The organism is Bacteroides sp. 11BF (assembly GCF_019633765.1).
Classification (GTDB): domain Bacteria; phylum Bacteroidota; class Bacteroidia; order Bacteroidales; family Bacteroidaceae; genus Bacteroides; species Bacteroides hominis.
The window spans coordinates 177,781-198,381 of record NZ_JAFKPJ010000002.1; the positions used below are offsets into that span (position 1 = coordinate 177,781).

Annotated in this window: 23 protein-coding genes and 1 tRNA gene; 16 read left to right on the forward strand and 8 right to left on the reverse strand. The window is 43.8% G+C overall.

Annotation, left to right across the window (positions count from 1 at the left end):
* Positions 1-133 precede the first annotated feature (133 nt).
* The 5 genes from JZY04_RS02510 (at position 134) to JZY04_RS02530 (ending at position 3,796) form a co-directional block, all read left to right on the forward strand.
* Positions 134-427 (forward strand): hypothetical protein, encoded by a 294-nt coding sequence (locus JZY04_RS02510; protein WP_005781040.1) that lies wholly within the window; start codon positions 134-136, stop codon positions 425-427.
* Between the two features lie 15 nt (positions 428-442).
* Positions 443-736, forward strand: a complete 294-nt coding sequence (locus JZY04_RS02515) for a cell division protein ZapA (RefSeq protein WP_005781039.1) — start codon at positions 443-445, stop codon at positions 734-736.
* Positions 737-845: 109 nt separating this feature from the next.
* Positions 846-2,381 (forward strand): ribonuclease Y, encoded by a 1,536-nt coding sequence (gene rny, locus JZY04_RS02520; protein ID WP_005808123.1) that lies wholly within the window; start codon positions 846-848, stop codon positions 2,379-2,381.
* A gap of 90 nt (positions 2,382-2,471) precedes the next feature.
* A complete protein-coding gene (locus JZY04_RS02525; protein ID WP_032531643.1) occupies positions 2,472-3,227 on the forward strand; it encodes a copper homeostasis protein CutC in 756 nt (251 codons plus the stop codon).
* An 86-nt stretch (positions 3,228-3,313) separates the two neighbouring features.
* The gene (locus JZY04_RS02530; RefSeq protein WP_122142540.1) at positions 3,314-3,796 is read left to right on the forward strand and encodes a PepSY-like domain-containing protein; all 483 of its coding nucleotides are present in this window, start codon (positions 3,314-3,316) and stop codon (positions 3,794-3,796) included.
* Between the two features lie 81 nt (positions 3,797-3,877).
* Here JZY04_RS02530 and JZY04_RS02535 read toward each other — a convergent pair whose 3' ends face one another.
* Complete coding sequence (locus JZY04_RS02535; RefSeq protein ID WP_032539527.1) at positions 3,878-5,047, reverse strand: acyltransferase; 1,170 nt, start codon at positions 5,045-5,047, stop codon at positions 3,878-3,880.
* 154 nt (positions 5,048-5,201) lie between these two features.
* Between JZY04_RS02535 and JZY04_RS02540 the strand changes: the two genes are divergently transcribed.
* Positions 5,202-5,768: an MTA/SAH nucleosidase gene (locus tag JZY04_RS02540; RefSeq protein ID WP_005808116.1), complete on the forward strand. Its 567-nt coding sequence runs from the start codon at positions 5,202-5,204 to the stop codon at positions 5,766-5,768.
* Here the strand turns inward: JZY04_RS02540 and JZY04_RS02545 are convergent.
* On the reverse strand, positions 5,735-6,097 hold the full coding sequence (locus tag JZY04_RS02545; RefSeq protein WP_005781029.1) for a YbaN family protein: 363 nt from the start codon (positions 6,095-6,097) through the stop codon (positions 5,735-5,737). The genes JZY04_RS02540 and JZY04_RS02545 overlap by 34 nt on opposite strands.
* A 116-nt stretch (positions 6,098-6,213) precedes the next feature.
* Here JZY04_RS02545 and JZY04_RS02550 point away from each other — a divergent pair, with 116 nt between their 5' ends.
* The 6 genes from JZY04_RS02550 to JZY04_RS02575 all read left to right on the forward strand — a co-directional run bounded on the left by JZY04_RS02550 (position 6,214) and on the right by JZY04_RS02575 (position 10,840).
* Positions 6,214-6,546 (forward strand): 6-carboxytetrahydropterin synthase, encoded by a 333-nt coding sequence (locus tag JZY04_RS02550; RefSeq protein WP_005781027.1) that lies wholly within the window; start codon positions 6,214-6,216, stop codon positions 6,544-6,546.
* Entirely contained in the window at positions 6,533-7,078 is a 546-nt protein-coding gene (locus JZY04_RS02555) for a radical SAM protein (RefSeq protein ID WP_005781025.1), read from the forward strand. Before JZY04_RS02550 ends, JZY04_RS02555 begins: the two co-directional genes overlap by 14 nt.
* Before the next feature lie 133 nt (positions 7,079-7,211).
* Complete coding sequence (locus JZY04_RS02560; RefSeq protein ID WP_005781023.1) at positions 7,212-7,952, forward strand: (Fe-S)-binding protein; 741 nt, start codon at positions 7,212-7,214, stop codon at positions 7,950-7,952.
* Entirely contained in the window at positions 7,949-9,334 is a 1,386-nt protein-coding gene (locus JZY04_RS02565) for a lactate utilization protein B (RefSeq protein ID WP_005821541.1), read from the forward strand. The genes JZY04_RS02560 and JZY04_RS02565 overlap by 4 nt, the downstream gene beginning before the upstream one ends.
* Positions 9,331-9,909, forward strand: a complete 579-nt coding sequence (locus JZY04_RS02570; protein ID WP_005781018.1) for an LUD domain-containing protein — start codon at positions 9,331-9,333, stop codon at positions 9,907-9,909. Before JZY04_RS02565 ends, JZY04_RS02570 begins: the two co-directional genes overlap by 4 nt.
* Positions 9,910-9,967: 58 nt before the next feature.
* Positions 9,968-10,840 carry a pyridoxamine kinase gene (locus JZY04_RS02575; protein ID WP_032535465.1) on the forward strand — a complete coding sequence of 291 codons (873 nt, stop codon included), beginning with the start codon at positions 9,968-9,970 and terminating at the stop codon, positions 10,838-10,840.
* An 81-nt stretch (positions 10,841-10,921) separates the two neighbouring features.
* On the opposite strand, the gene JZY04_RS02580 is transcribed toward JZY04_RS02575, so the two are convergent.
* Both JZY04_RS02580 and JZY04_RS02585 read right to left on the reverse strand, forming a co-directional pair.
* Entirely contained in the window at positions 10,922-11,236 is a 315-nt protein-coding gene (locus JZY04_RS02580; protein ID WP_005781014.1) for a hypothetical protein, read from the reverse strand.
* A gap of 202 nt (positions 11,237-11,438) precedes the next feature.
* Positions 11,439-13,265, reverse strand: a complete 1,827-nt coding sequence (locus tag JZY04_RS02585) for a VWA domain-containing protein (protein WP_122142541.1) — start codon at positions 13,263-13,265, stop codon at positions 11,439-11,441.
* Between the two features lie 111 nt (positions 13,266-13,376).
* Between JZY04_RS02585 and JZY04_RS02590 the strand changes: the two genes are divergently transcribed.
* Entirely contained in the window at positions 13,377-13,952 is a 576-nt protein-coding gene (locus JZY04_RS02590) for an RNA polymerase sigma factor (protein WP_122142567.1), read from the forward strand.
* Complete coding sequence (locus JZY04_RS02595) at positions 13,949-15,115, forward strand: energy transducer TonB (RefSeq protein WP_220575422.1); 1,167 nt, start codon at positions 13,949-13,951, stop codon at positions 15,113-15,115. The genes JZY04_RS02590 and JZY04_RS02595 overlap by 4 nt, the downstream gene beginning before the upstream one ends.
* Before the next feature lie 49 nt (positions 15,116-15,164).
* Here JZY04_RS02595 and JZY04_RS02600 read toward each other — a convergent pair.
* The 3 genes from JZY04_RS02600 to JZY04_RS02610 form a co-directional block, all read right to left on the reverse strand.
* Positions 15,165-15,237 (reverse strand) — tRNA-Trp (locus tag JZY04_RS02600).
* Between the two features lie 65 nt (positions 15,238-15,302).
* A complete protein-coding gene (locus JZY04_RS02605) occupies positions 15,303-15,656 on the reverse strand; it encodes an arsenate reductase family protein (protein ID WP_005781008.1) in 354 nt (117 codons plus the stop codon).
* Between the two features lie 2 nt (positions 15,657-15,658).
* Positions 15,659-16,249, reverse strand: a complete 591-nt coding sequence (locus tag JZY04_RS02610; RefSeq protein WP_032543442.1) for a uracil-DNA glycosylase family protein — start codon at positions 16,247-16,249, stop codon at positions 15,659-15,661.
* A 107-nt stretch (positions 16,250-16,356) separates the two neighbouring features.
* On the opposite strand from JZY04_RS02610, the gene JZY04_RS02615 reads away from it, so the two are divergent.
* Together JZY04_RS02615 and JZY04_RS02620 are read left to right on the forward strand one after the other, a co-directional pair.
* Positions 16,357-17,064, forward strand: a complete 708-nt coding sequence (locus JZY04_RS02615; RefSeq protein WP_005781006.1) for a DUF5020 family protein — start codon at positions 16,357-16,359, stop codon at positions 17,062-17,064.
* Positions 17,065-17,071: 7 nt separating this feature from the next.
* The gene (locus tag JZY04_RS02620; protein WP_005781005.1) at positions 17,072-18,397 is read left to right on the forward strand and encodes a nucleobase:cation symporter-2 family protein; all 1,326 of its coding nucleotides are present in this window, start codon (positions 17,072-17,074) and stop codon (positions 18,395-18,397) included.
* Positions 18,398-18,451: 54 nt separating this feature from the next.
* Here JZY04_RS02620 and JZY04_RS02625 read toward each other — a convergent pair whose 3' ends face one another.
* Positions 18,452-20,551, reverse strand: coding sequence for a KamA family radical SAM protein (locus tag JZY04_RS02625; RefSeq protein WP_122142543.1), 2,100 nt, complete (start codon positions 20,549-20,551; stop codon positions 18,452-18,454).
* Positions 20,552-20,601: the final 50 nt, after the last annotated feature.

Consider the following 20,601-nt stretch of genomic DNA (forward strand, 5'->3'; position numbering starts at 1 on the left):
AAGGCATATAGCTAAAAAAAATAAATAAAAGTTGCCTCGGACAACTATTTTCACTATAAATGACTATTTTCCGCCGAAAAGTTTTTGTAATATCAGAGTTAATCGTATTTTTGTGTACAATTTTGGTGTAGTGATGACAGAAGAAGAAAAGAAGCTATTAAGTACCTTTGAAGCAAGGCTGCGGCATTTAATCTATCTGCATGATGAATTAAAGCGCGAAAATGCTGAGTTAAAGCAACTTCTCGAAGATGAGAAGGCCGAACTCGAAAAGGTGAAAGCTGAATACAAAGCGTTAGAATCAAACTACACAGACCTAAAAACAGCTACGGCAATCAGCCTTAACGGCAGCGACGTAAAAGAGACGAAGCTGCGATTGTCTAAATTAGTGCGTGAAGTCGATAAATGCATCGCTTTGTTGAATGAATAACATAAAAAAGGATGTATGAACGATAAAATAAAAATAAACCTGCAAATAGCAGATTCTTATTATCCCCTCACCATCAACCGTGACGAGGAAGAGACCGTAAGAGAAGCGGCAAAGCAGGTAAATATCAGGCTCAATGCGTATCGGGAGCACTACAGGAACATAGCTCCGGAAAAGATTATAGCTATGGTGGCATATCAGTTTTCACTGGAAAAGCTGCATCTGCTGCAACGTAATGACACCCAACCGTATACGGCCAAGATAGAAGAACTTACAGAAATGCTGGAAGAGTATTTCAGGAACGAGGAATAACTGTTTCCATTTTTATAAAAGAAAATCCACGCACTGCTAAAGATGCCCGGAAGAAGAAGCTTTCGAGTATTTGGCAGTGCGTTTTTATTTATATTTAAATTAAATTACAATGTTAGTAACAATAGTAGCATCCATTGCATGCTTCATCGTAGGAGGAATCTTATCGTACGTATTGTTTAAATACGGACTGAAGGCCAAATATGATAATGTCCTGAAAGAAGCAGAGACAGAAGCAGAAGTGATTAAGAAGAACAAACTGCTGGAAGTAAAAGAGAAGTTTCTCAATAAGAAAGCAGATTTGGAGAAGGAGGTAGCTCTGCGTAACCAAAAGATCCAACAAGCTGAAAATAAGCTGAAACAACGTGAAATGGTGCTGAGCCAGCGTCAGGAAGAGATTCAGCGTAAAAGAGCCGAAGCCGATGCTGTCAGAGAGAATCTGGAAGCACAGTTGGGAATCGTGGATAAAAAGAAAGAGGAACTGGACAAACTCCAGCATCAGGAAATTGAAAAACTGGAAGCACTTTCCGGTTTGTCGGCCGAAGAGGCAAAAGAACGCTTGGTAGAGTCGTTGAAAGAAGAGGCAAAGACTCAGGCGCAGTCTTATATCAATGATATCATGGACGATGCCAAACTGACTGCAAGTAAAGAGGCTAAACGCATCGTGATACAGTCGATACAACGTGTGGCTACGGAAACTGCCATCGAGAATTCTGTAACTGTATTCCATATTGAGTCGGATGAAATCAAGGGACGTATCATCGGACGTGAAGGCCGTAATATCCGTGCTCTTGAAGCTGCTACCGGAGTTGAAATCGTAGTAGACGATACTCCTGAAGCAATTGTTCTTTCCGCATTCGACCCCGTTCGTCGTGAAATAGCCCGTCTGGCATTGCACCAGTTGGTTACTGACGGACGTATTCACCCGGCACGCATCGAAGAGGTGGTTGCCAAAGTGCGTAAACAAGTGGAAGAAGAAATTATTGAAACAGGTAAACGTACTACTATCGACTTAGGTATCCACGGATTGCATCCGGAACTGATTCGAATCATCGGTAAGATGAAATATCGTTCATCTTATGGACAGAACCTGTTGCAGCATGCACGTGAGACTGCCAACCTTTGTGCTGTGATGGCCTCTGAACTGGGCTTGAACCCGAAGAAAGCAAAACGTGCCGGATTGTTGCATGATATTGGTAAGGTGCCCGATGAAGAACCGGAATTGCCACACGCTTTGCTGGGTATGAAACTTGCTGAGAAATTCAAGGAAAAACCGGATATTTGTAACGCTATCGGTGCCCACCATGATGAGGTAGAGATGACCAGCCTGCTTGCGCCTATCGTACAGGTGTGTGATGCCATCTCCGGAGCACGTCCGGGTGCACGCCGCGAAATTGTTGAGGCTTACATCAAGCGTCTGAACGATCTGGAACAATTGGCTATGTCTTATCCGGGTGTAACCAAGACTTATGCTATCCAGGCAGGACGTGAGCTTCGTGTTATTGTCGGGGCAGACAAAATAGACGACAAGCAGACGGAAAATCTGTCGGGTGAAATTGCGAAGAAGATTCAGGACGAGATGACTTACCCGGGACAGGTGAAGATAACCGTTATCCGCGAAACACGTGCGGTGAGCTTTGCAAAATAAAGACTGAAAAAGAAAATGTTTATGATAAGGGCGAAGCAATTCGCCCTTTTTTAATTCCTCGTTAAACAGTTATTTTAATATTCATGAAATATGAAGAACTACCTATTTGAAGTTTGTACCAACTCCGTAGAGAGTTGCATTGCTGCACAGGAAGGTGGAGCAAACCGCGTGGAACTTTGTGCAGGCATCCCGGAGGGCGGAACGACTCCCTCGTATGGCGAAATCGCGATGGCACGTGAGGTGCTGACAACTACACGGTTGCATGTCATTATCCGTCCGCGTGGAGGAGATTTTCTTTATTCTCCCATCGAAATAAAGACTATGTTGAAGGATATTGAAATGGCTCGTCGACTTGGAGCTGATGGGGTGGTGTTTGGATGCCTGACAGCAAACGGAGAGATAGATGTGCCGGTGATGGAACAGCTGATGGAAGCTTCTGAAGGTTTATCTGTCACTTTCCACCGGGCATTCGATGTGTGCCGTGATGCATCTAAGGCTTTGGAGCAGATAATTAACCTGGGATGTGACCGTATTCTGACTTCGGGGCAACAGGCAACGGCTGAACTTGGCATACCTTTGTTGAAGGAACTCCGTGAAAGGGCGAAGGGCAGAATCACTCTCCTTGCAGGTTGTGGGGTGAACGAAAAGAATATCTGCCGGATTGCAAAAGAGACCGGTATTCAGGAATTCCATTTCTCCGCACGGGAGAGCATCAAAAGCGGAATGGCATACAAGAACGAGGCTGTATCTATGGGAGGAACTGTTCATATCAGCGAGTATGAGCGGAATGTGACAACTGTGAAGCGTGTGAAGGATACGATTGGAAACCTCACTTCTGTCCTCTGACAGTGTAGTTGTGGCAGCCTGAAACAAAGCAACCTTGTAAGTTGTTAGTTAGCGAAAAGTATTCATCCGATTAAAATGCTTTAGCTATGATAAAATTGAGATTCAGCTTGTTAATGGCTTTGTTGATGGTTGTCATGTCTGTTTGGGCAGATAATGCTCCTGCCAAGGCGCAGGCGGCTTTGAAAAAAATGTATCCCAAAGCTGATGGTATCGCCTGGTCACAGGACAGCGGTTACTATTGTGCCGATTTCATGATGAATGGTTATGAAAAGAATGTCTGGTTCAATGCGCAGGGACAATGGCAGATGACCCAGACGGAGTGGGGAGATACCGATGAACTTTCTGCTACGGTATATAATGCGTTTGCTTCCGGTCCTTATTCCAGCTGGCAGGTGGAAGATGTTACTTATGTCGAGTTTCCCAAATGGCAACCGATTATTGTCATCAAGGTAGGGCAACAAAATGTAGACATTCAATATCAGCTGTTTTATAGTCCGAACGGGGCATTGCTGCGTACCCGTAATGTGAGTTATATGGATGATATATTGGGACCGGGTACATTCTTGTAACTGTAGTCTCCTATCAATGACTTACGTGTAAGGTGGGAAGAGTTCTTAAACTCTTTCCACCTTACACATAAATTGTTGGTCTTATCCCATAAGCCAGACAGCTTTTTGGGGCATAAGCTTATAAATGAACGCAGTGAATGCCCAGCTGCAGAGGAATATACAGATAGCCATCAGTGGAACCTGTAGAGGGATAGGTAACGATGAGGGCCCTATTAGAAGGAAAAAAGGACCTACGACGAAGTAGTGAACCATATAGATGCCGAAACCGCATTTGGTCATATTGGCCAGTGCTTTTATGACAGTCTGATTGGTGATGACTACTTTTTGCAGCAGTAAGAAGGTGGCTAAGGTCATTAACAATACGTTGGGGCTACAGAAGGTAAAGAAGAGTTCCATTTCCGTTTCTGTTGCGTTAGGATTGGCTGCTGTGGTGCTGAAACCTGTATAAGTGACATAATATCCGACGGCAAACATGAGTATGCAAAGAGTGAATGTTTTCATCAGACTCCAGTTGTTACCCTTCTTGACGTAATGCCCCAGTAATAAATATCCATTGAATCCGGCAAAATAGTAGAAGAGTCCGAATTCATTCCATGTATCAGTACCGAATACATAACCGCTTCTGTCGAACAAACAATTGGCAACATACTCCTTTAGATAAGGAATGAAGAGTGAAATAATCCATATCAGGAGAAATGTTCGTTTGGTCTTTTGATCAGCGTTGTCTATCCATGCCGAGAAGAATGGCATATAGAGATACAGGCCGATGAGCAGGTAGATGTACCACATGTGGTTCTCTTTATGGCTGAAATTGAACGGAATCATGGCTACATCCTTCAGAGAATCTATCAGGCTTTGTGATTCTTGTCCTTGCGTATAACAGAAGAAGTCCCCGATAATTTCTTTCGGCAATCCGAGTACTCCCGTAAACCAGGGAAACAGACTATATAACACCGACCAGATGAGGAAGGGAAACAAAACACGATATATGCGTTTTTTGTAGAACTGACCTAATGGCTGTTTTTTCACAGGGAGCAGAAGTAGCCCGGTCATCATAACAAACAAGGGAACCGACGGGCGGAGGAGTGAACCGTAAATTGCTGCCCAGTGCGTGTATTCGGGGATTGCCCGCATCGTGGGTGAAATGTAAAAAGGATCGATGCAATGAACGCCTATGACCATTATCATTGCAACGCAACGGATGACGTCGAGCCAGACAATACGATTGTCGGAGATAGAGTTTTGAATCATGATATTTTGTGTTTTAAGTTTCAGGCAAAGATAGGAAGAAAACAGGGCGGATATGTGCAGAATCTGACCATTTAAAGATAATATCTGGTCAAATTGTCTTTAATTGACTACTTTTGCATTCGATATAGAATGTATAAAATTAAAGATAGTATTTATGTTGAAGATATTAGTGACTTATGCCGTACAAGGCGAATTTACAGAAATCAAGTGGCCCGATGTGGAGGTATATTATGTACGGACAGGCATTGGAAAAGTGAAAGCGGCTTTTCATTTGGCGGAAGCCATTCAGCAGGTGAAGCCGGATATTGTGATCAATCAGGGAACAGCCGGAACGATTAACCATCAGGTGGGGGATGTCTTTGTCTGCCGTCATTTTGTCGACCGGGATATGCATAAAATGTCCGGATTAGGAATGGAGTGCCACATTGATTCGTCAGAGTTGCTTGCCGCCAGAGGCTTTTGCCGGCACTGGACCGAATCGGCAACTTGCAATACCGGTGATAGCTTCCTGACCGAACTGACGGATATTGAAGGGGATGTGGTAGATATGGAAGCCTATGCACAGGCCTTTGTGTGCAGGGCTAAGGAGATTCCTTTTATTTCGGTGAAATATGTTTCGGATGTGATCGGGCAGAATTCTGTGAAGCATTGGCAAGACCGGCTGGAAGATGCTCGTGCGGGATTGTCTCACTTCTTCAATGTTTTGAAAGAAAGTATATGATAAGTCACTCCTACGGCTATCAGGAAGAGGAGTACTTTGACCCAAACCAACGGAATCAGGAAAAAAATGCAATAGAGCATCGTGCCCCACATTAGCAGGAGTGAGATGATTTTAGCGCGTAAAGGGATTGCCTTATTTTCACGGAAGTTACGTATATAGGTACCGAAATATTTGTGATTCAGCAGCCATTGGTATAGGCGCGGAGATCCTTTGAAGTAGAGGGCGGCAGTGAGCAGCAAGAAAGGAGTAGTGGGTAACAATGGCAGGAAAATACCGAGAATGCCAAGTCCCAGCGAAAGAGTACCTAATATAATACAGATCGTTTTCATTCCGCAAAAATAGGAAAAATAACTTTTCTCGCTGAATGAAAACTATCTTTTGTATTATCTTTGTAGCCGCACCGAGGTGACATTAGGTGCAGTAACCATTAATAATACATATAACGATGTTTACAGTAATTAAACGAATGGAAATATCGGCTGCACATAAGCTGATTCTTCCGTACCGGAGTAAATGCGCCACTCTTCACGGTCACAACTGGATTATCACTGTCTATTGCCGTTCAGAACGGCTCAACTCGGATGGAATGGTAGTGGATTTTACCCAGATAAAACAGACCGTCAAGGAAAAACTGGATCACCAGAATCTGAATGAAGTACTTCCTTTTAATCCCACGGCGGAAAATATTGCCCGTTGGGTATGCAAGCAGATTCCACAGTGTTATAAGGTAGAGGTACAGGAGTCGGAAGCAAATACGGTGATTTATGAGAAAGATTAACGAGATTTTTTATAGTTTACAGGGAGAGGGGTATCATACAGGTACCCCTGCTGTTTTCATACGTTTCTCAGGGTGTAATCTGAAGTGTGACTTTTGTGATACCCGGCATGAAACCGGTGAAATGATGACAGACGAAGAAATTGTAAATGAAGTAAAGAAGTACCCGGCTGTCATGGTGATTCTTACTGGGGGAGAGCCTTCGCTTTGGATTGACGATGCCTTTATCGATTTGTTGCACGGGGCGGGCAAGTATGTGTGTATCGAAACCAATGGAACGAAACCTTTGCCTGCTGCTATCGACTGGGTAACTTGTTCGCCTAAGCAGGGTGTCAAATTAGCTTTAAACCGGATGGATGAAGTTAAAGTTGTTTACGAAGGACAAAATATTGACGTTTATGAACAGCTTCCTGCCGAACATTTCTTCCTTCAGCCTTGTTCTTGTAATAACACCGCAGAAACGGTGGATTGCGTGATGCGACATCCCAGATGGAGACTTAGCCTGCAAACGCACAAACTGATAAATATTTTGTGAGCTACGGAAGCTGATACGAGGGCTGCATGTCATAAGCTGTGCATTATGAGTGGCTTTGCTGTCCCCGTACGTATTTCATAGTTGATAACTCGTGGCTTATGACTCGTGACTTGTAACTAATTAATGATATATTATGAAAGTAGGTTTGTTTATCCCCTGTTATATCAATGCCATCTATCCGCAGGTAGGGGTGGCATCATATAAATTACTGAAGAGCTTAGGGGTGGATGTCGATTATCCTCTTGATCAGACTTGTTGCGGACAGCCCATGGCAAACGCCGGTTTTCAAGATGAATCTTTAAAGATGGCTATCCGTTTCAATGATTTATTTCAGAAGTATGATTACATTGTAGGCCCGTCTGCCAGTTGCGTGGCTTTTGTGAAAGAAAACCATCCCGGTATTTTGGCTAAAGAGGGTCATCAATGCCAGAGTGCAGATAAGATTTACGACCTCTGTGCCTTTATTCACGATGTGATAAAACCTACGAAAATCCCTGCTCGTTTTCCCCATAAAGTCAGTATTCATAACAGCTGTCACGGTGTACGTGAACTTTTTCTATCTGCTCCGAGTGAATTGAACATACCTTATTTCAATAAATTGCGCGATTTGCTCCAGATGGTCGAGGGGATTGAAGTGTTTGAACCCAGCCACGTGGACGAATGTTGTGGTTTCGGCGGTATGTTTGCAGTCGAAGAGCAGGCTGTATCCGTCTGCATGGGACGTGATAAAATACGGCATCACATGGAGACTGGTGCCGAATACATAACCGGAGCCGATAGCTCCTGTCTGATGCATATGCAGGGTATCATTGAGCGTGAACACCTGCCTATCCGAATTATTCATGTTGTAGAAATATTAGCATCACAATTATGAGTACCAAGCATGCAAAAGCTGCCGAGAAGTTTCTGGAAAATCCGGTGATGGCAGCATGGCACAATGAGACCCTTTGGATGGTCCGTGCCAAAAGAGACAAGATGAGCAAGGAAGTACCCGAGTGGGAAGAATTGCGTGACAAGGCATGTGCGTTGAAACTTTATTCCAACAGCCACCTTGAGGAACTCTTGCTGGAATTTGAGAAAAACGCCACAGCCAACGGAGCCATCGTTCATTGGGCAAAGGATGCGGAAGAGTATCGTGCCATTGTTTATGAAATATTGAGCAGTCATGGAGTGAAACATTTTGTGAAAAGCAAATCGATGTTGGCGGAAGAGTGTGAACTAAACCCGTTTCTGATAGAGAAAGGAATAGATGTTGTGGAGTCCGATCTCGGAGAGCGCATTCTTCAGTTGATGAATTTGGCGCCAAGTCATATTGTGCTTCCGGCTATTCACATCAAGCGTGAACAGGTGGGAGAGCTGTTTGAAAAGGAAATGGGAACGGAGAAAGGTAATTTTGATCCTACTTATCTGACCCATGCCGCCCGAAAAAGCTTGCGGAACATCTTCCTGAATGCGGAAGCTGCCATGACGGGAGCCAACTTTGCCGTAGCATCCACTGGAGATATAGTGGTTTGCACGAACGAAGGAAATGCTGATATGGGGACATCGTGCCCGACACTGAATATTGCTGCTTTCGGTATGGAGAAGATCGTGCCGGATATGGAGGCTTTGGGAGTGTTTACCCGTTTGTTGGCGCGTTCGGCAACAGGGCAACCTATCACTACCTATACCTCTCAATATCGCAATCCCCGTGAAGGAGGCGAATATCATATTATCATTGTAGATAACGGACGAAGCGCTTTGCTTGCCCATCCCGATCATATCAAGACTTTGAATTGCATCCGATGCGGTGCTTGTATGAATACTTGTCCGGTGTATCGCCGGAGCGGGGGATATTCCTACACCTACTTTATTCCCGGTCCTATCGGTATCAATCTGGGTATGGCACATGATCCGGAAAAGTATTATGATAACCTGTCAGCCTGTTCGCTGTGTATGTCTTGTTCGGATGTTTGTCCGGCAAAGGTAGACCTGGCTGAACAGATTTATAAATGGCGGCAGGATCTGGATAAGATTGGAAAAGCTAATACGGGTAAAAAAATAATGTCCGGTGGCATGAAAGTATTGATGGACCATCCGGCTCTATTCAATGCGGCTCTTTGGGCTGCTCCGGCAGTTAACCATTTGCCGCGTTTTATCAAATACAATGATTTGGATGCCTGGGGTAAGGGTCGCGAACTGCCAGAGTTTGCCAGCGAATCGTTCAACGAGATGTGGAAGAAAAATAAAGTGCAAGGAAAGGAGGAAAACAAATGAGTAGTAAAGAAGAGATATTGGCGAGTATCCGTAAAAATACGAAGAACCGTTATGAATACCCTGATTGGCAAATCAAAACCACTACTTATCCGGATGTGGTTGCCAAATTCTGCGAGATGAGTTTTGCTGTCGGAGGTGAAGCTATTGTATTGGGGGAGGGAGAAGATATCAATGCTGTCATCCGTCGTACTTACCCTGATGCTGCCAGTATTGCTTCCGATCTGGAGGAAATCACCTGCGCTACATTCAATCCTGATTTGCTGACTCGCGCACAAGATCTGGATGGAACCGATATAGCTGTTGTTAAAGGCGAAATTGGGGTAGCCGAGAATGCAGCTGTCTGGATTCCCCAAACGGTGAAGTACAAAGCGCTCTATTTTATAGCCGAAAAACTGGTGATTGTTTTGGACAAGAACCGTATTGTGAGCAATATGCATCAGGCTTACGAGCTGATAAAAGATGAAAAATATAAATTTGGTACATTTATCTCCGGCCCTTCAAAAACTGCTGATATAGAGCAAGCGTTGGTGATGGGAGCGCACGGTGCGAGAGATGTATTGGTAATATTGAAGTGATGAGGGAATGTTTATCTGTGGTGAAACAGATTTCTGCAATATCCTCTTGTACAAATATATGTTTGCAAATAAAGTAAAGAAAGTGGCTGCCATTCACGACCTTTCCGGTATGGGAAGGGTTTCTCTGACAGTCGTAATTCCTATTCTGTCGTCTATGGGGTTTCAGGTATGTCCGTTGCCTACGGCCATCCTTTCTAATCACACGCAATATCCGCATTTCACTTTTCTTGATCTGACGGATGAAATGCCTCGTATTATTGCCGAGTGGAAACGTTTGGAGGTGGAGTTCGATGCTATCTATACCGGTTATTTAGGATCACCCAGGCAGATTCAGATTGTATCTGACTTTATCCGTGATTTTCGCCGGAAAGATAGCTTGACGGTGATAGATCCTGTCTTGGGAGACAATGGTAAACTCTATTCAAATTTTGATGAATCTATGGTGGCAGAGATGCAGCAGTTAATCACACATGCCGATGTGATAACCCCCAATCTGACGGAACTTTTCTATCTGCTCGGCCGTCCGTATAAAGAGACCAATACCGATCAGGAATTAAAGGATTATCTGCATTGCCTGTCAGAAAAAGGGCCTGAGGTGGTGATCATAACTAGTGTGCCTGTGTTGGATGAACCTCATAAAACTTCGGTTTATGCTTATAACCGGACAGGAAATCGCTATTGGAAAATCACTTGCCCTTATCTGCCTGCCCATTATCCGGGTACGGGAGATACATTTACGAGTGTCATTACCGGAGCTTTGCTGCAGGGAGACAGCCTTCCCATTGCTTTGGATCGTGCTACCCAGTTTATCCTGCAGGGAATTCGTGCCACTTTCGGTTATGAGTATGATAACCGTGAAGGTATTCTGTTAGAAAAGGTACTCCATAATCTTGATATGCCAATTCAGAGTAGCAGTTACGAGCTGATTTAAATGTTTCCGGAGTACATCTATTCATAAAAAAGCACTGCTCCAAAAATGAAACAGTGCTTTTTGCCCTTTAAAGATGCATCTTTATTTTACTTCTTCACCTTTTTCGTTCATTACTACAGTTGTCTCTGTACCGTCTTTCTGTGTAACGACTACTTTGTAGAGTTTGCCGTCTTCTTTAGCTGTTACTGATGCTTCTTTGATAGTCGATTCAGGATAAGCTTTTCCGAGGGCTTCGGTTACTGCTGCAGGGAGATCTTTTACTTCAATCTTTGTATACTCGTCTTGTGGAGCCTGTGCAGTCGCTACTACTGCGTTAGCGTTTTCTACGTTCTGTGCGAATGCTACTGAGCTACCTAATCCCATAACCAATGCTATTGCTACTAATACCTTTTTCATAATTGTAAGTTTTGAGTTAATAAATGGGGTTTGTTTTTCTGTAAGCCGTTTGCTTACGATAATAGTAGTGCAAGCGGTGTGCCAGAATAAAGACGTATGTGTCATTCTGTTGATTATTAGTTTGTTATATTCAAAGATCTGAATCTCAATCTGTGGAAATTGGGGCTTTGGGGTGTGGATAACGTGGAAAACTTCCACAGTATCAGATACCTTTGGCAGTTTCTGCGAGCCGTATAAATTCTCTTTTATATCCCTTTTCGTCGTTTTCCAAGCCGGTCTTTGCCAAAGAAATTACTTTGTCATAATTGGCATTTCCCTTGAATTCAGAATCTCTCAGCAGTTGTCCGAACATGGCTACTGCGGCTGCGAAACGAAAATCGGCGGAAACCCGGTTGTTTTTAGAGTCAGTCAACGCCTGTTCTATCTTTTTGCTGGTATTGCCGTCCGGTGTTTTGTAGCGTAGTTTGACGGTTAGTAATTCATTAGAGTCGTTGACAGAGGTGGCAGTCTTTTGTTTCTTCTGATATTTCAAATCGTCTACTTTTCCGGTAAAATCACTTTTTACCCCTACAGGAATCACTTCATAGAAAGCTGTGACTGTATGTCCGGCTCCCATTTCTCCTGCATCTTTTGTGTCGTTGTTGAAGTCTTCATCTGCCAGCAAACGACTTTCATAGCCAATCAGCCGATAGGCTTGTACCTGTGTCGGGTTAAACTCCACTTGTAGTTTTACGTCTTTGGCAACCGTATGTAAAGTTGCTCCAAATTCGTTCACCAATACCCGGTTGGCTTCTTGCAGATTGTCGATATAGGCATGATTGCCGTTTCCCTTTTCGGCAAGAGTCTGCATCTTGCTGTCTTTATAGTTTCCCATCCCATATCCTAATACGGTGAGGAATACACCGCTCTTACGTTTTTGCTCAATCAGTTTCTCCAGTTCCTGATCCGATGATACGCCCACATTGAAATCACCATCGGTACAGAGGATGATGCGGTTATTGCCACCGGTTATAAAATTTTTCTGGGCAATTTTATAAGCCAGTTTAATTCCTTCTCCTCCCGCTGTAGAGCCTCCTGCCTCCAGTTCGTCAATGGCTTCGCGTATTTTTTGTTTATCGCTTCCCGGTGTGGATGTCAGTTTCTCTCCGGCAGCGCCCGAATACACCACGATTGCTACTTTATCTTTATCTCTCAGATTGTTAACTAATAACTTTAATGATGATTTTACCAGATCCAGACGTTCGGGACCATACATCGAACCGGATACGTCGATCAGGAAGATTAGGTTCGAAGCAGGTAAGTTTTCGGTAGGAATTTCTTTTGCTTTCAATCCGATGCGGACTAACCGATGCTGTTCATTCCAAGGGCAAGTACCTATTTCTGATGTGATTCTTACCGGATTGTTCCCTGTTGGTTGTGCATAATTGTAAGAGAAGTAATTTATTAATTCTTCTGTACGGATGGCATCAGCCGGAGGTAGCTCTCCTTTATTAAGGAATCGGCGCATATTGCTATATGAAGCTACATCCACATCGATCGAGAAAGTAGATAGCGGATTATCCCACACTTTCTTAAATCCATTTTCCTGTATTGCTTTATATTCTTCGGCAGACATCCCTACGTTGTATAACAGGCTGTGGTTCATTGCGATGGGGGTAGCACCGCAAATCATTTTTTGTGTTTCTACTCCATAACCTATCACTACGCATTCTTCCAACTGTTGTGTATCCGTTTCCAAGGCGACATCTAAACGGGCAGAAGTCACTTTTATTTTTTGAGTGCGATATCCTATGAAAGAGAATACTAAGGTTGCTCCTTTGTTTGCACGAATGGAATAGGTACCGTCTGTGCCGGTAATGGTTCCGTTCTGTGTATCGTTTATTACAACGGAGCAACCGGCCACCGCTTCTCCGCTTTCAGCGTCTGTAACTATACCTTTTACTATGAAAGGCTGTGCACTGACTGCTCCCCATGAAATTACTGTCATTAGCAGTATAAGCATCAAAGCTCTGAATTGATTCGTCTTCATACTTTTATTGTTTTAAGTGGATAAATTTGATTCCTTGTTTTACTCAATAGATGCAATTCTCTTATAGATTCCATAAATAGATTCCTCTTTTTTTTAACTTTGCAAAAAAAAATCCTGTTTTTCAGAAGAAACATATCGGAACAGACGGACGAGGAACTATTGCAGCATTATATGAAGTCCGGTGAAACAGAGTATTTCGGTGAACTTTATAACCGTTATATTCCGTTGTTGTATGGCGTGTGTCTGAAGTTTCTCAAAGATGAAGCTCGGGCTCAGGATGCGGTGATGGAACTTTTTGAAGATTTGCTTCCTAAAGTCACCCATTATGAAATAAAAACTTTCCGGACCTGGATATACCGGGTAGTAAAGAATCATTGCTTGCAAATATTACGGAAAGACTCTAAAGAGATTTCATTGGATTATACTGTTCATATTGTGGAATCCGATGAATTTTTGCATCTTTTATGTGAAGAGGAAAGTAATGCGGACCAATTGGAAGCTTTGCATCATTGTCTAAAGAAACTTTCTGAACCCCAACGCGTCTGCATACGGCATTTCTTTATAGAAGAAATGTCTTATGCCGATATAGTTGCGCAAACCGGTTTTACGCTGAATAACGTAAAGAGCTATATCCAGAACGGAAAACGTAATTTGAAGATTTGTATTAAAAATCAGCTTAAGGAATGAAACTATTAGACTACATACGGGGAGCCCGCAAAGGAAAAGAGGCGCATCGGCTGGAGAAAGAGGCTATGCGTGATCCTTTTCTGGCCGACGCGCTCGAAGGTTACAGCCGTGTAGGGAATGGAGCCGATGAACAGATTGAGGAGTTGCGCCGTCGGATTAGAGCCCGTGCTGTGCGAAAGCGTAACCATGCTGTGGTCTGGAGTATCGCCGCCAGCCTGCTGATTGGAGTTTGTATCGGCTCTTATTTCCTTTTTCAGGAGAAGCCTTTGTCGGATGAAGCACGGATGGCAATGGAACAAGCGGTTCATCCGAAACCCTTGTCGGTATATGAGGAAGAGAAGAAAGATGAGTTGGCTGAGGCGGTAATAAAGGATTCGGCAGGCCCGTCGAAGAAATTGATTTCAGAGAATAAGAAGAAAAAAATGCTTGCGCCTTCATCTGAAGTTCCTCAAGTAATGACTCAGGAGTTGATGGAAGAAGCGCTGGAAGCCACCATTGACGACGAACCTTCGGCTATGGACAAAAAAATGGTTATGAGAGCTTCGGTGGCTAATGATAGTAGTTTTAACGCTAAAGTGGCTGTTGTTGGTAAGGTGCGTGGTAAAGTGACCGATCCCAGTGGTGAACCTCTTGTTGGCGCCACAGTCAGGGTGAAAGGGACTAATCAGGGGACTATCTCAGATGAAAATGGTGATTTTACTTTAAAGACAGATGGGAATCGGGAACTTTCAGTCGATTATATCGGTTATGAATCTGTTATCCTTCCTGCTGATACGACTAAAGATTTATTGATAGCTATGAACGTAGATGATGCTACACTTGACGAGGTTGTAGTGGTAGGATACGGTTCGCAGCCGAAGAGTAGCGTTACAGGTGCTATAACGAGCTTAAAGATGTCAGGTACACCGCAACCGTCTATAGGGCGAAAAGCTTTTCGGAGGTATCTGAAAGAGAATCTGGTGCATCCTTCCGACAAAGAGTGTGCACGTGCCAAGGGAAAAGTGATCCTTACTTTCCGGGTAGATAAGGATGGACGTCCGGAATCCATTAGTGTTAAAAAGGGACTTTGTGCTTCGGCCGATAAAGAGGCCATTCGTCTGATTGAAGAGGGACCTGACTGGACTATTGGTGATGAACCGGTAGAGGTGAGTATCCGTTTCTGATAAACGAAAATCCCGCTTAGGTCACCTGACTTAAGCGGGATTTTTTTTGCACGGGAGGAGAGGCTCGAACTCCCGACACCCGGTTTTGGAGACCGGTGCTCTACCAACTGAGCTACTCCCGTGTTTGCGGCTGCAAAGGTAGAATAAACTTCTGAATTGGCAAGCTTTTATGCAAAGAAGTTGCTAATTATTTTAATTTTTCCCATTCTTCGGGTTTGAAGCCTACCAATACGAAATGGTCTGTTACTACTAATGGCCGTTTCACCAGTTTGCCGTTAGTGGCCAAAAGGGCGATCTGTTCTTCTTCGGTCATTGTCGGGAGCTTGCTGCTGAGCTTCAGCTCTTTATATACTACTCCGCTGGTGTTGAAAAACTTCTTAACGGGTAGTCCGCTCAATGGAATCCAGGCTTTCAACTCCTCTGTCGTGGGATTATCTTCCACTATAAGGCGGTTGGTATACTCAATTTTGTTTTCCGTCAGCCACTTTTTGGCTTTTTGGCAAGTACTGCATGCAGGATATTGCAAAAAAAGAGGTTTCATATTTATTCTATATTAAGCATTTGTAAATCTTGATACATGACACGGTAAGCTGCCGCTTTTTTATCCAGTGCCAATGGGTATGCCCGTGAAGAAGAAGGCATCCGGTATAGTCGCATCGGACGTCCTTCAAAAACAAATTCAGAGAAATCTCCCACTTTGGGTTCTCTCACTTCGAATTGTGTCCGGAGAGTGTCTGTTGCCTTTTGTCCTGTTGTGACGATGGCTTTGCATTTCGGAATTAACCTGAGGAGCCGGCTTATGTCAGTGGGCTGCACCACTTCCAGAAACTTATCAGAAGCATTGTCCTGTAATCGTCGAATGGATGATGCGGTATCGAACAGTGCTATTCCTTTGTCGTTAAGGAAGTCTGTTATCCGTTCACGACAGAAGGCCTTCCTGTTTTCGTTCAGAAAATAATCCTTGTTGTTGAAGAATAAAAGTCCGACGATTCTCCACATATCATTGTTCAGGTTCGGGTAATAAAAATCCATTGACCATCGCTTTTTCTGGGGCGGAAAACTTCCCAGCATCAGCAATCGGGCATTGGCCGGGAGAAAAGGTTCTAACGGGTGGTTTTCTATTTCTATGTCCATTATTCGCTATTTGATTGGGAACAAAAATAGTGATAATATCTATTTTATAGAAACGTACTCCCACGATTTTTAATTACTTTTGCGCCTTAATTCAAAAAACATTCAACATGAGAAGAACCGCTATTGCTATTTTCTGTCTGTTTATCTTGTCTGTCGGCGTCGGGTTAAAGGCACAGAACATCCAGTTGCATTATGATTTTGGACGTTCTTTGTATGATAAAGATTTAAAAGGGCGTCCTGTGCTAACCTCTACTGTGGAGAAGTTTCATCCCGACAAGTGGGGAAGCACTTATTTCTTTGTCGATATGGATTATACCTCGGACGGAGTGGCTGCCGCTTATTGGGAAATAGCACGTGAATTGAAATTCTGGAAGAATCCATTTTCGGTACATGTGGAATATAACGGTGGACTTGCCAAAGGTTTTTCTTATAATAACGCCTATTTGGGTGGTGCAACATATACTTATAATAATGCTTCTTTTTCACGTGGATTTTCATTGTCGGTCCTGTATAAGTATATTCAGAAACATCGTTCTCCCCATAACTTCCAGTTGACCGGGACCTGGTACATGAATTTCAGCAGGAACCTGCTTACTTTCTCCGGATTTGCTGATTGGTGGCGCGAAGAGACGGCTTATGGCAAAACGATTTTTCTTACCGAACCTCAGTTTTGGGTGAATCTGAACCGTATAAAAGGTATCAGTGACAAGTTTAATCTGAGTGTAGGTTCAGAAGTTGAGCTGAGTAATAATTTCGGTGGACGCGATGGTTTTTATGTCATCCCTACACTGGCGCTAAAATGGACAATAAACTAAAAAACTGATGAAAACTGATTTGATATACGGTATTGAGGACCGTCCGCCGTTTAAAGATGCTTTATTTGCGGCATTGCAACATCTGCTTGCTATTTTTGTAGCTATTATTACTCCTCCGTTGATTATTGCCAGTGCTCTGAAACTGGATGTAGAGAAAACCGGATTTTTGGTATCGATGTCTCTTTTTGCTTCGGGAGTGTCTACTTTTATCCAGTGCCGACGTTTTGGCCCTATCGGGGCGAGACTGCTTTGTATACAAGGCACGAGCTTTTCGTTTATTGGTCCGATCATTGCTACGGGGCTTGTAGGCGGACTTCCTCTTATTTTTGGTGTCTGTATGGCGGCAGCTCCCATTGAAATGGTTATTAGTCGTACCTTCAAGTATATGCGCAATATCATCACTCCGCTGGTTTCGGGTATTGTGGTATTGCTTATCGGGTTGAGTCTGATAAAGGTAGGCATTGTTTCTTGTGGAGGTGGTTATGCTGCGATGGATAATGGAACATTTGCTTCTTGGGAGAACCTTTCGATTGCAGGTGTGGTTTTGCTCAGCGTTTTGTTTTTCAATCGTTGCAAAAATAAATATTTGCGTATGAGTTCTATTGTGCTGGGACTTTGTTTAGGATATGGGCTCGCTTTTGCTTTAGGAAAAGTGGATATGAGTGCTTTGAATGTAGAGATGTTGATGAGTTTTAATATTCCTCAGCCATTTAAATACGGACTTGATTTTAATGTGTCTTCTTTTATCGCTATCGGGCTGGTGTATATGATTACAGCTATTGAGGCGACCGGAGATGTGACGGCGAATTCAATGATTTCAGGTTTGAAGATTGAAGGTGACGACTACCTGAAACGGGTTTCGGGTGGTGTGATGGCCGATGGTTTTAATTCTTTCCTGGCAGGTATTTTCAACTCTTTCCCGAACTCTATTTTTGCGCAGAATAATGGAATTATTCAGCTGACAGGAGTAGCCAGTCGGTATGTGGGTTACTATATAGCGGCAATGCTGATTCTTTTAGGATTATTCCCGATTGTAGGAGCTGTTTTTTCGTTGATGCCGGACCCGGTGTTGGGCGGAGCTACTTTGTTGATGTTCGGAACAGTGGCAGCAGCCGGAATCCGCATCGTTTCGTCACAAAACATCGGACGTAAGGAGACATTGGTGCTGGCTGTCAGTCTTTCATTAGGGCTGGGAGTGGAATTGATGCCTGATGTATTGAGTCAGGCTCCCGAAGCTATCCGCAGTATCTTTTCGTCAGGTATCACTACCGGTGGCTTGACTGCGATTATAGCAAATATCGTAATTCGGGTGAAAGAGGAAGAAGAACGATGAATGATGAACAGTGAACGATAAACAGTTCATCGTTTATCGTTCACTGTTTATCGTTTATAATACTTCCAGATTACTCATCCGGTCTGTTGTGTGGAATTCAAATTCCGGATATTCATATAGTTTGAAGCGGGGCTCTGTTTCTCCTTCCGTATAGCTCCAGATGCTGGCATAGTCTTCCGGATCTTCCCCCATTTTGCTTAATTGCCTTAAATAAGCTGCGAGCGATTTATTTTCCACGATATATATTTTCCCCAACTTGTCAATAATAGAACTGTGGCGTCGGGTACTGTCATGGTCAAAGCGAAGGATGCGTTTACCTTTTTCGGTGATTCCCACCAGGTTGAATGTCATGCTCTTGCCGATAGCAGGCAGATTGAGTACGCTTCGGTCTGTAGCCATGAACGGTAGATGATGTTTCTTCATGAAACGGCGTATACGGGCGGCTGTGTCTTCACCTGTTTCGAGAAGAGAATATAGTTCGTCAGCTTGTTCCGGAGTTAATTTACCAAATGTTTTTTCCTCATGCTGTTCCTGCATCGATCGGCTGTTAGGTGTGAATACAGCATAATTTTCATTGAATCCTTTGACAGAGAAGGTATAGTAACAGACCACTCCCAGCGAGTTGAGCACTTGGCGTAGCCTTGTGGTATGTCCTCGTCGGGATGCTGCCACAGTATATACGAGCTGATTAGTGATAAGCCATCCGGCGGAAAGGATTTTCCGGATGGCTTCCCGGGTTTGTGGTGTCACCTCCAACGGGCTCTGGAAGTGGGTCTGAATTATAAATTGTTTCATTCCGATGGCAGAGGCTTTTTCTTTGAATTCTCTCAGAATCTCTATCAGTTCGTCATTGATGCGCATAGGCAGGTAAGCCAGTAATCTCGATCCTAAACGGACACGCTGTAATTCAGCGTATTTTTCTCCTTCCGGACGTTCTTGGTTTGCTTTTCGTTTTCGTGCGGCCATGCGATATACGGCTTCAAGAATGTTTCGCAAAGTCTTGTTCTGGCTCATCAGAGCATCTCCTCCGGTAATCAATATATCTCGTAACTGGGTGTCTTCTTCAAAATAAGTCATCAACCTGCGTAGTTTCTTATCCCAACTTTCTTTAGGGCGGAGTGCGTCGAATTCAAAATTCAGTCGTTCGCTTTGGAAGTCGTACATACGTTGACATGAAGCGCACAGTCCTCCGCAGGCACGTCCCATTGTATCGGGAATCAGGATAGCTACTTCCGGATAGCGACGGTGAATGTTATGCCCGTCCGGTAATAGCCATCCCGCAGCATTCGGTTTTCCGGCTTCTACAATATCTTCGCGCTCCCAGGCACGGATATTGCCGTAGGTTTCCACCAAACGGGGTGAATAGAGGATGTAGCTTCGGATAGCTTCGTCATTGTATCCTTCGCCGTTGGTGTTGAGCAAAGAAAGATAATAGGGCGTGGCGAAGAAAGGCATCCCTTTTTTACGGGCTCTGGATAATAAATACATTGTTTCGCTGGAAAGAGAATTTCCGAGGAAGCGGTTGAGTTCGGCAGGAGTTTTGATAGCCATCGAAAGGTGGAAGCGGAAATCATCCCACCACCGGCAGACCTGATGGTATTTCTCCTCATAACTCAATCCTTCTTCAAAGTGGAACCGGGAGGATGGCTTTGATTTCCGGTTCTCTATTTTCTGTATCAGCAGATGCAGCATTCGTTCTTTGTTTTCGGTGCGTAGCTCTATCACGTCTTCGTCCAGTCCCGTGGCCCAGCGTTCGGTTCTGTTTTTGATTCGTTGCGGAGAGGGTAGGGGCATTTCCGGGTCCTCCAGTCTTTTGAAGAGGTTATACAGATCCAGGAACAAGTCAGTAGGCATTTCTGCATTTTCCAGATTCCCGGTCAAGAAGCGTCGGAGAAGGGATAAGGTCTGTATTTGCATATCCTGTTCGTTAGACAATTCATGAACTGTCTTTCCGTCGTAGTTGATAAGGAGTCGAATTTGCTCACCCGCTTTGTTCCCTCCGGATATGTGAGAAGCAAGGAACTCTTGCAGGTGGCTTTTAAAGTCTGTGTCATCAAGACTTTGCCGGGCCATTGCTGTGAGTTCGGGTAACTCCTGACAGTATAGTTGACGGATTTGGGAAAGTGTGAGTGAAAGCATTTTCTTTTGTTTCATACGCGATTGTTTTTAAGTTGTTAAAATTGAAATATTTGCATAAATATAAT

Bases quoted from the DNA above. Each gene is read 5' to 3' on its own strand.
- JZY04_RS02610 (WP_032543442.1), bottom strand. From the start codon at position 16,249: ATGGACATAGAAATAGAAAACCACCCGTTAGAACCTTTTCTCCCGGCC.
- JZY04_RS02545 (WP_005781029.1), bottom strand. From the start codon at position 6,097: ATGAAAACGATCTGTATTATATTAGGTACTCTTTCGCTGGGACTTGGC.
- JZY04_RS02605 (WP_005781008.1), bottom strand. From the start codon at position 15,656: ATGAAACCTCTTTTTTTGCAATATCCTGCATGCAGTACTTGCCAAAAA.
- JZY04_RS02565 (WP_005821541.1), top strand. From the start codon at position 7,949: ATGAGTACCAAGCATGCAAAAGCTGCCGAGAAGTTTCTGGAAAATCCG.
- JZY04_RS02615 (WP_005781006.1), top strand. From the start codon at position 16,357: ATGAGAAGAACCGCTATTGCTATTTTCTGTCTGTTTATCTTGTCTGTC.
- JZY04_RS02525 (WP_032531643.1), top strand. From the start codon at position 2,472: ATGAAGAACTACCTATTTGAAGTTTGTACCAACTCCGTAGAGAGTTGC.
- JZY04_RS02620 (WP_005781005.1), top strand. From the start codon at position 17,072: ATGAAAACTGATTTGATATACGGTATTGAGGACCGTCCGCCGTTTAAA.
- JZY04_RS02570 (WP_005781018.1), top strand. From the start codon at position 9,331: ATGAGTAGTAAAGAAGAGATATTGGCGAGTATCCGTAAAAATACGAAG.
- JZY04_RS02555 (WP_005781025.1), top strand. From the start codon at position 6,533: ATGAGAAAGATTAACGAGATTTTTTATAGTTTACAGGGAGAGGGGTAT.
- JZY04_RS02560 (WP_005781023.1), top strand. From the start codon at position 7,212: ATGAAAGTAGGTTTGTTTATCCCCTGTTATATCAATGCCATCTATCCG.
- JZY04_RS02540 (WP_005808116.1), top strand. From the start codon at position 5,202: ATGTTGAAGATATTAGTGACTTATGCCGTACAAGGCGAATTTACAGAA.
- JZY04_RS02530 (WP_122142540.1), top strand. From the start codon at position 3,314: ATGATAAAATTGAGATTCAGCTTGTTAATGGCTTTGTTGATGGTTGTC.
- JZY04_RS02575 (WP_032535465.1), top strand. From the start codon at position 9,968: ATGTTTGCAAATAAAGTAAAGAAAGTGGCTGCCATTCACGACCTTTCC.
- JZY04_RS02580 (WP_005781014.1), bottom strand. From the start codon at position 11,236: ATGAAAAAGGTATTAGTAGCAATAGCATTGGTTATGGGATTAGGTAGC.
- JZY04_RS02515 (WP_005781039.1), top strand. From the start codon at position 443: ATGAACGATAAAATAAAAATAAACCTGCAAATAGCAGATTCTTATTAT.
- JZY04_RS02595 (WP_220575422.1), top strand. From the start codon at position 13,949: ATGAAACTATTAGACTACATACGGGGAGCCCGCAAAGGAAAAGAGGCG.
- JZY04_RS02535 (WP_032539527.1), bottom strand. From the start codon at position 5,047: ATGATTCAAAACTCTATCTCCGACAATCGTATTGTCTGGCTCGACGTC.
- JZY04_RS02625 (WP_122142543.1), bottom strand. From the start codon at position 20,551: ATGAAACAAAAGAAAATGCTTTCACTCACACTTTCCCAAATCCGTCAA.
- JZY04_RS02550 (WP_005781027.1), top strand. From the start codon at position 6,214: ATGTTTACAGTAATTAAACGAATGGAAATATCGGCTGCACATAAGCTG.
- JZY04_RS02585 (WP_122142541.1), bottom strand. From the start codon at position 13,265: ATGAAGACGAATCAATTCAGAGCTTTGATGCTTATACTGCTAATGACA.
- JZY04_RS02510 (WP_005781040.1), top strand. From the start codon at position 134: ATGACAGAAGAAGAAAAGAAGCTATTAAGTACCTTTGAAGCAAGGCTG.
- rny (WP_005808123.1), top strand. From the start codon at position 846: ATGTTAGTAACAATAGTAGCATCCATTGCATGCTTCATCGTAGGAGGA.